General features: G+C 63.8%; 1 protein-coding gene. It reads right to left on the bottom strand.

Features of this window, described 5'->3' with window-relative positions; translation table 11 throughout:
* Positions 1-268 (bottom strand): phosphate acyltransferase (locus tag EOD29_RS32130; RefSeq protein WP_281059248.1); only part of this gene is annotated, 268 nt, incomplete at both ends.

The raw sequence follows: 268 nt of genomic DNA on the forward strand, positions 1-268 counted from the left end.
GATCGGTCCGACATGCAGCGCATCCATCATGGCGCCCAGCGCCGTCAGCGTGATGTTCGCCGAATCAAGGTTCGGGAATACCAGCAGGTTGGCTTCGCCCTTCAGTCGCGAATGCGGATAGACGCGCTGGCGCAGATGTTCCGACAGCGCGGTATCGGCATGCATCTCGCCGTCGCATTGCAGGTCGGGCGCAATGCGCGCCAGGATCGCCGCGGCTTGCCGCATCTTGAATGCGCTCGGCGCGTCGCGCGAACCGAAATCCGAGAAC

Origin of the sequence: Mesorhizobium sp. M1A.T.Ca.IN.004.03.1.1 (assembly GCF_003997555.1) — a bacterium.
Classification (GTDB): Bacteria; Pseudomonadota; Alphaproteobacteria; order Rhizobiales; family Rhizobiaceae; genus Mesorhizobium.